Below are 8576 nucleotides of genomic sequence, written 5' to 3' on the forward strand. Positions count from 1 at the left end.
TTAATATATAAAATTAATTTATTTTCATTTCATTCTTCCAACTGTCCAACTTTTTGTTGATGAAAGTAGCAAAGGTATCATTTTTTTGTAATGTGAAGAGAAATGCTGACTTTTCCAAGTACTCTTTTGCCGCTTCAAAGTTTCCTACCAGCTCGAAATTGTAACCTAAATGGTAATGCAAGTCTGCTAAAGCGTATAGTTGATCATGTTCGAGACACCATTTTATGGCGTCTTGGCAGCATGCAATGGACTCTTCATATCGACCAAGGCGTGTTAACACTCTGCCAAAGTTATAGGATAAACGTGTCTTTAGCGTTTTATCCGTCAAAAAGGGAAGAGCTCTCAGGTGCTTCAAAGCTTTCTTTAACAAGGCAAAAGCATTTTCGTATTGTTCTTCGGCAACATACATTACACCTAGGCTGCTTAATATTTCAAGCTCCCGTTCCGAATAAATTTTATCCGTAGTATGAGTAATGGCGATGGCCTTATTAATAAATTCAATGGCCTTATCTAAATCCTTGTTTTTTTCGTATTCGTATATTCCTTTATGCCAAAGAATTAGCTGATGATTCTTTTTATTCTGAAGAAAGAGAGGACTATTTTCCTCAGCCTTTACAATTTGCTGCATTTCTTCATAATTTCTGGTTCTTCTAGCTATTTTTAATTGATAAATCACTTCTTCCACGTAATCCAGCCTAGGGGTCATGCCAATATCGAAAAAATAGTTTACATCAACACCTAAACGTTGAGAAATTAAGTAGAGAGTTGAGGCATATGGATAGACATCGCCCTTTTCAATCTTACTGATCTGTGCTTGTGTACAAATACCGGATGCTAGCTCTTCCTGGGAAAGTCCGATTTGTTTACGTAGCTCTTTGATCTTTTGTCCAACTGCAAAAAAATCCATTTTGATTCTCCTTAAAATATGCCTAGAGTTATATTTTGTTATGAAAAATCGGTGAAAGCTGTATGTACATGTCCTGAACGGTTTAAATAGATTCTTTAGTCGAAATATATAGTATTAAGAAGTGTGGTTAAATATAACTATAGAATTAATTTCTATTTTAACCAATATTTTTTTAAAAGAAAAGGAGGAATGACCTATGAAAAAAAGTACTAAAGCATTAGTCGTATCTTTTCTTATCATCGCTACTTTCGTGATTGTCCCAAGCGAATTACCAGGCCTTTACGCAGAACTTCCAGGTTTATATAAATAAGGAATGAAACTTACTTTTACTCATTCAAGCATCTTCATTTGAAGATGTTTTTTTATTCTTATCATGGTTTATTCTTTCGCGCATATTCCTGTAGTTATAATTATCTATGAATTGGGAATATAAGGTCCATTTGGTGGGTGTGGAATATACGTGAACGTAGTTTGGAACGCCTATTTCCTTTTTTTTATTTTGTTATAGTGTAAATAACAAAACGGAGAGAGGTGTAAGGTTAATGATTGATATTAATATGAAAGTTCAGCCCTCTTTTTACGATGATGAATGTGCCATTGTGTTTTCTTTTTATTTTGATAAGGCGACCAGGAAAATTGGTGAGGCTGTTGTGTACACATGTAAAAAATCAAATGAAAAAGAATACAACCAAGATCATATAGATACAGATGTACAAGAAAAAATTGCTTATATTAAAGAGTTTTCTATAGTAGATGAATATCAGGCAGCCTCCATGAAAAAAATTCAACATTTTTTGAATGTAATCGGTATCAAAAAATGTGTGAGGTACAACCTTCAGGGGAATGAAATCGCATTGTAAACGATAAAAACTCATGACATTCTACATGTCATGAGTTTTTACCATTCAAGTGAGTGTTTTGAGCATTCATTTTCATTTTTTTGAGGAAATCGCTCATTTGTTTTCTTTCACTCGGTTTAGAGTTAGTCGTTCTTTCGAAAAACTTAAAGTGTTTTTTACTGTTACTTGATTTCATGATGTCTCTCCTTTGCTTTTTTATTTACCCTTTTTCAATTTATTAAAACGTGATTTTTATTGAAAAAGGACTGTCTTAAGAAGTAAGAAGATCATATGATTATTCCTATAGTTATATTTTCGTCCGTGAGTACATGTATATAAGGATTAATTTAGTGATAATAAGTCATTAAGACAAAATATGGAGAATTTTCATGTTTTATCTTATTGAAAATAAATGTTAAAATGGTCCGAATATCGGATTTTTCATTAGAAACATCAGTTTCTAGTACCCTAAAGTGAAGAGAGTTGAAAAACTCTTTTCGATGGCCCCTGAGCAACTGGCTTGGGGGATTTTTTTTTTTTTGATTATTTGTCCACTTTATTTCTATAATATGTGTTGTTTTGTTTGCACATACCTGGGTAAATATAATAAGCAAGATGAATTAAATCTGGTTCATCCAGTTTAATCGGAGGAATAAATCTATGGATGTGAAAGTAAAAAAGAATGATGAGACGAAGCGAGCTTTCCAGCAGTACATCTTTCCGTTCACACTTGAAGGAAATAAGATTGAAACGTTTGTGAAAAAGTTGCTTGAGGAAGATTTCGTTTTTTTGAACTTGAAAGATATGGATCAACAAAATCAATTTTATGGTGGCCATAAAATTTCACACCGTAAATTGGAAAAATACTTCATGCCCTACATCGAGCCGATTTTATTTCCAGGTAACCTAAAACAGAAGGAAGGATTACGGCGTTTTACGAAAAACCTTGATATTGATTGTACCTTCGAATCTCCCTTTTTAAATACCCCATTCGTTATTAACTCCATAGATATCTTCATATGCCCATTTCATATTGGCATGATGAATCTTCGCGTTACATTGCCTGAAGGGATTTCTTACAATGATGTACTCTATTTTGGCGACACATTCAGAATCCTCGAACCGATTGCTGATGATGAAGAGAAGACAAAAGTCGGTTGCAAGAAAAATCAATATGAACAGGTTAAGGACTTCATCTTCAACGAGCTACTGCCGCCAATGGAAGAGTATATGGACGAAGAACAAGCAGATCCCACGTATTTTGGCAGTTTACCTTTTTTTATCGATGAAAGGATGTATGTAATCAGCTATATCGCATTCCCGGATGATCGTGATATTACTAAAAATGATTTATTTCGAGCTAGTGAGCTAAATGGATACGACAATGATGGAGAGGCATATATCGGATCATCGAATCCTGATTATATTGAACGGTATTATCGTGAGAGTGTATATGACAGGTGGGGGGAGGAGACCTATTATGTCACCAGCATGTACCATTTTGCATGTGTCACGAAAGCTACTGGTAACCTGGAACAGGTACTGGCGAGCCAAATGTATGGTCATAACTTTTATACAATTCTGCTTACCTTCTATTACAAAATGGTGCTGCTTAAACTGGTTCATGAACATTCCAAGATCGATATAGAAAAAGATCAATCAAATACGGAACAGTTGATCTTCATGATCACAGAGTTCTCTGCAAAATATTTATTCAATGAAGTCAATAGTACGGTTACAGGGAAAGAGTTATTCAAAAAAACGGAGGATACCTTTAGGATCGCCCCGCTCTATAAAGAAGTAAAAGAAACACTTTCTTACCTCTATCAGAATCAGGATAAACTGTCCGGGAAAAGAAGTAATTATCTCTTGCAAATTCTAACGATTTATACGGTTATTTCAGGAATATTCGGTATGAATCTCTACATTGGAGATTGGAAAGGGAAATTGCCATGGAAAGCGTATATGAATTATACTTTTTTTGAATGGGTAGCCGTATTCGTAACGATAAGCGGTCTCGCCATTTCATCTATCTTGGGATTTTTCTTCTTGAAAAAATGGTTGCAAGAGAAAAAAAGCCGCAAAAAAAGAATGCTTTAATAAAAGTCCTGTACCTATGTACAGGACTTTTGCTTTAGAAAAAACATGATTAATTAGCAAAATGAAGAAATTAGTCATACAAATTCCCCCATTCCTCTAATATTTTGATAAACTATATGTATACCATTCTAACTATTCATTAGGAGGAACTCATGAAGAAACTAGCTTTAATTTCCAGCATATTGTTGATGAGCGTATTGTTCCTGGCCGGCTGCTCGGATGAGCCAAGTCCAGAAGATCGCTTTGCATCATACACAAAGCTTTGGAATAAACAGGATTTTAAGAAGATGTACGAGTATCTGTCACCTGAGACAAAGAAAGAAATCAGTGCGGATGAATTTGCGAAGCGTTATGAAAAAATATATAAGGGCATAGAAGTTGACCAATTAAAGGTGGACTATAAACAACCAAAAGAAGAAAAAAAACATAAGGATGGAGAAAAAGTAAAACTTGCTTATACCGTTGATATGTCCACTATGGCGGGTGCTGTCAGCTCTGACCATAAAGCGACCCTTGTCAAAGAAGGGGAAGGTGACGAGGAAAATTGGTACATCAAGTGGGATGAAAGCTATATTTTCCCTCAGCTGAAAGCTAATGAAAAGATATCGGTTGAATCGTATCCAGCCGTCCGCGGGGAAATTGTCGATCGAAATGAACACGGTCTTGCCATGAACGGAACGGTAGCAGAAGTAGGAATTGTGCCAGAGAAAATGGCTAACGAATCCGAAACGGTTAAAAAGGTCTCTGGACTCCTTAATATGTCTACCGACGAATTGAATCAGAAATTACAACAACCATGGGTGCAGCCTGGCTATTTTGTACCTATCAAGAAAATGTCAAATGATAATACCGCAACCTTGGAAAAGCTATTGAACATAGCTGGGGTATCGGTCAATAATACAGAAGAACGCATATATCCCTATAAAGAGGCTACTGCCCATCTGATTGGATATGTAGGTGAGGCATCTGCCGAAGACCTGGAGAAGTTAAAAGGGAAAGGGTATAGTGCAAGTGATGTGATTGGCAAGCGGGGTCTTGAAGAAGTTTTAGAAGAACGCTTGAGAGGGAAACCAGGCGGAAAAATTTATATTAAATCAGAAGATGGCGAAGAAAAAGTGATTGCTGAAAAGCCTGCTGAAGAAGGAGAAACAATTACGTTAACGATCGACGCCGAGCTTCAAAAGGATATCTTTAAGCAATATAAGAATGAAACTGGATCTGCATCGGCAATTGATCCGATGACCGGCGAAACACTTGCGCTTGTGTCAAGTCCGTCATTCGATCCTAATAAATATATATTCGGGATTACAAAAGCGGAACAAAAAGCGCTTGAAGAAAATCCAAAAAAGCCGCTTCTTAACCGCTTCAGTTCAACCTTTGCGCCTGGTTCAACCATTAAGGCACTTACTGCGGCAATCGCTTTAAAAAATGGTGTGGATCCGAATGAGGCAATAAATATCCAAGGGAAAACGTGGGCTAAATCGACTTGGAAAGACCATTCCATTACAAGGGTCTCTGACCCTGGTGTTGCAATCGATATGGAAAAAGCATTAATTTATTCTGACAATATATATTTTGCCCAAAAAGCATTGGGGCTAGGTAAGGAAAAATTCACAAGTGGACTCAAAGCATTTGGCTTTGATGAACCTTTGAACTACGAATATCCGATCAAAGCATCGAGCATTGGTAAAATCGACAGTGAAGGACGCTTGGCAGACGCCGGATACGGTCAAGCACAGGTCCAAATGAGCACGCTTCATTTGGCTATGACGTATTCTGCCTTCTTGAACGAAGGAAACATCCTGGCACCTTCATTAATAACAGGAGATAAAATAGAAAATAAAATTTGGAAAGAAAATGCCATATCTGCAGATCAAGCGAATCAAATCACCAAGATGCTGACACAAGTAGTGGAGCATCCTAAGGGTAGCGGACATGGTATAAATGATCTTGGTATCAAAATCGCAGCCAAAACGGGAACTGCTGAAATCAAGGCATCCAAAAATTCTGATGGAACTGAAAACGGCTGGTTTGTAGCCATGGATACAGAAGATCCGGAACTTCTCATGGCATGGATGGTTGAAGATGTAAAAGGACGAGGCGGGAGCCATGTCGTTGTCGATCATATGAAACCGGTTTTGAAGAAGTATTTGAAATAGAGTGAAAAAGCATCCACAGGAAATAGGTTGGATACAGCGAACATTTATCATTAAAAAGCTGGACATGGTTTCAATCATGTCCAGCTTTTTTTATATTTTTTCCACTTGAGTCACGTACATTCATTTTCAAGGGACCTCAACATTATAGGTTGGATGTGAAGGATAATAAGGAGCATATACAGAATTTAAAACAGAGAAGGTTCGGAATTCCTCGATAATATGTGAAGAGGTACTTTGTGGATTAGGAAAATATATATTTGCCATTCAAAAAAGATAGTGAAAATAAGGAATGAATCATATAAGCGTTTAGGAAGGAAATCGATCGATAAATAGGATAGGAATGAGGATGAAAAAGAATGAGAAGTTTAAAGTATCTGTTTTTGGCTTTCTTTATCATTTTTTCTACATTTTCTTCTCACGGAGCAAAGGCAGCAAAAGAGAATACAGTGATGGAAGTGAAACTGAAGAATTACTTAGGAAATCAAACAAGTGTCAAATTAACGGCAACCGGGGACTATCGTACTTCCGGGGGAGAGGTAGTCCTCAAGGAAGGTGAAGAGCTGACCTTGAAAGTGAAGTCAGGAAAACTTGCCGTTTATAAAGATTCCGAGAAAAGGGGATCTTTTTCTTCCTTTAAGATAAATCCAGTTGCACGAGATTCATTACTGTCCATCAACAGCCGGCCGTATCCGGGGTCATTTTCATTTACAGTGGAGGGGGGGTACATTCGGCCAATCAATCATGTTTATATTGAAGATTATCTAAAGGGCGTTGTCCCGAATGAGATGCCTGCACAATGGCATGATGAAGCTTTAAAAGCTCAGGCAGTTGCAGCTCGGACTTATGCACTTCGCCATCAATCCAAATTGATTGATGATACGATTTCCTACCAAGTATATGGAGGGGCGGACGGTCACGACAATACGAATTCAGCCATTGAACAGACAACGGGTATGGTAGTTAAACATGATGGGGAAATAATCGAGGCGTTCTTTTCCTCAAGCAATGGAGGCATGACCGAAGTGAACTCCAATGTTTGGACGAGTGGAGACCCGCTTGCCTATTTAACGATAAAAGAAGATTCCTATGATCCAAAAGCCAATTGGACAATAAAGCTGGACAAGCAGCAAATTGACCTGTCAAAAAAGGACTTATCGAAGCCGGATGATTGGTGGACACGTGTACAGGAAAAAGATAAAACGATTGTTCCTAATCTTAAGGCTTGGCTGAAAAATAATGGATATGCCAAACAGGATATTAAAATAACGGAAATTCCCGTTTTAACCTTAAACGATAAAACAACGGGAGGCCGTGCAACGAAAGGCTCCATCCAACTGAAATTCTATGTAAGGAATCAGTTGGATGATAAGGGCAAACTCTTGAAGAAAACGGTTACCCTTAAAAATGTAGCGGCCTCAAAAATCAGGGGCATGGTGGGGAAGGGTGTGATGAAAAGCTACCTGGTTGACCATTCGATTTCGGATCCTTCCAGAATTGCTATTGAAGGCTCAGGTTACGGACATGGGGTCGGATTAAGTCAGTTTGGAGCAAAAAACAGAGCAGAAGCAGGTCAAACGTATCAGGAAATTTTGGAGTTTTATTATCCTAATACTAATGTAGCGAGGGAATATGGCGATGAAGTGGGTGTATTCAATACGAATTCTATCGTGAAGGAGGCACCGAGTATAATAGATGTGAACGCGAAGGCGGACTATCAAAAGCATAAGGTTGGTATCACATACTCCCTTAAGGAAGATGCTGCCGTATCACTCACAATTAAAAATAGTAAAGGGAAAGTCACAGCTACCCCAGTCCGTGATCTCTCACTGAAAAAGGGAAGCCATTTTGCAATGTGGAATATGAAAGAGGTAAGTGATGGTATATATACAGCCGAAATCTCAGCAATAGGCCGAAGTGGGAATGAGGGTGTGGCAACATTGGCAATTAAGGTTAATAAGGATACGTCTGCACCAAAAATCACTGATGTCGATACATCGGGTAATTACAGTACAGAAAAAGCGAACATAAGGTATACAATAAATGAAAACTCTGAAGTAACAGTGAAAATCAAGAACAGCAAGGGCAAAGTGGTTGGCATGCTTGCTGAAAGGCAGGTTATTAAAGGCAGTCATTCGGCGATATGGGATTTTAGAAATATGTCCAACGGGACGTATACGGTAACAATCACGGCAAAGGATTCGAGTGATAATCAGAAATCCGTTTCAACGGAAATTTCCATTAGGAAGACAACGGGAATAGTGACAGCAAGAACGTTGAATATAAGAGAAAAAACACATGTATCTTCGATAGTAGTAGGACACCTCAACAGTGATCAAACCGTAACGATACTGGCTCAACATGGTGAGTGGTATAAAGTGAAAACGGGAAGCGAAAGTGGGTATGTGTTGAAAAGGTATATAAAAAAGTAAATGGTTAAGACGTCATTTATGGCGTCTACAGTTTCTTAGGATTTTATAATATGACCGTTGATTTCCACTGCAGGCACTCGCTTTCCGCGGGCGGTCCGTGAGCCTCCTCGGCGCTTTGCGCCTGTGGGGTCTCCCTTGGACG

Annotated in this window: 5 protein-coding genes; 4 read left to right on the plus strand and 1 reads right to left on the minus strand. The window is 38.0% G+C overall.

The window, feature by feature from the left end; translation table 11 throughout:
- Window positions 1-13: 13 nt before the first annotated feature.
- Window positions 14-907: a helix-turn-helix domain-containing protein gene (locus ACFWE9_RS11365; protein WP_230159078.1), complete on the minus strand. Its 894-nt coding sequence runs from the start codon at window positions 905-907 to the stop codon at window positions 14-16.
- 542 nt (window positions 908-1449) lie between these two features.
- Here ACFWE9_RS11365 and ACFWE9_RS11370 point away from each other — a divergent pair.
- From ACFWE9_RS11370 to ACFWE9_RS11385, 4 genes are all read left to right on the plus strand, one after another.
- On the plus strand, window positions 1450-1767 hold the full coding sequence (locus tag ACFWE9_RS11370) for a hypothetical protein (RefSeq protein ID WP_230159077.1): 318 nt from the start codon (window positions 1450-1452) through the stop codon (window positions 1765-1767).
- A 639-nt stretch (window positions 1768-2406) separates the two neighbouring features.
- Window positions 2407-3846, plus strand: coding sequence for a magnesium transporter CorA family protein (locus ACFWE9_RS11375; protein ID WP_230159076.1), 1440 nt, complete (start codon window positions 2407-2409; stop codon window positions 3844-3846).
- Between the two features lie 152 nt (window positions 3847-3998).
- Window positions 3999-6005: a penicillin-binding transpeptidase domain-containing protein gene (locus ACFWE9_RS11380; protein WP_230159075.1), complete on the plus strand. Its 2007-nt coding sequence runs from the start codon at window positions 3999-4001 to the stop codon at window positions 6003-6005.
- Between the two features lie 356 nt (window positions 6006-6361).
- Complete coding sequence (locus ACFWE9_RS11385) at window positions 6362-8434, plus strand: SpoIID/LytB domain-containing protein (RefSeq protein ID WP_230159074.1); 2073 nt, start codon at window positions 6362-6364, stop codon at window positions 8432-8434.
- Window positions 8435-8576: the final 142 nt, after the last annotated feature.

Origin of the sequence: Peribacillus sp. NPDC060253, from assembly GCF_042727425.1 — a bacterium.
In the GTDB taxonomy this organism is placed as follows: Bacteria; Bacillota; Bacilli; order Bacillales; family DSM-1321; genus Peribacillus.

What these genes read in the sequence shown, in the direction of transcription:
- ACFWE9_RS11365 (WP_230159078.1), bottom strand. Translation starts at nt 907, where the DNA reads ATGGATTTTTTTGCAGTTGGACAAAAGATCAAAGAGCTACGTAAACAA.
- ACFWE9_RS11370 (WP_230159077.1), top strand. Translation starts at nt 1,450, where the DNA reads ATGATTGATATTAATATGAAAGTTCAGCCCTCTTTTTACGATGATGAA.
- ACFWE9_RS11375 (WP_230159076.1), top strand. Translation starts at nt 2,407, where the DNA reads ATGGATGTGAAAGTAAAAAAGAATGATGAGACGAAGCGAGCTTTCCAG.
- ACFWE9_RS11380 (WP_230159075.1), top strand. Translation starts at nt 3,999, where the DNA reads ATGAAGAAACTAGCTTTAATTTCCAGCATATTGTTGATGAGCGTATTG.
- ACFWE9_RS11385 (WP_230159074.1), top strand. Translation starts at nt 6,362, where the DNA reads ATGAGAAGTTTAAAGTATCTGTTTTTGGCTTTCTTTATCATTTTTTCT.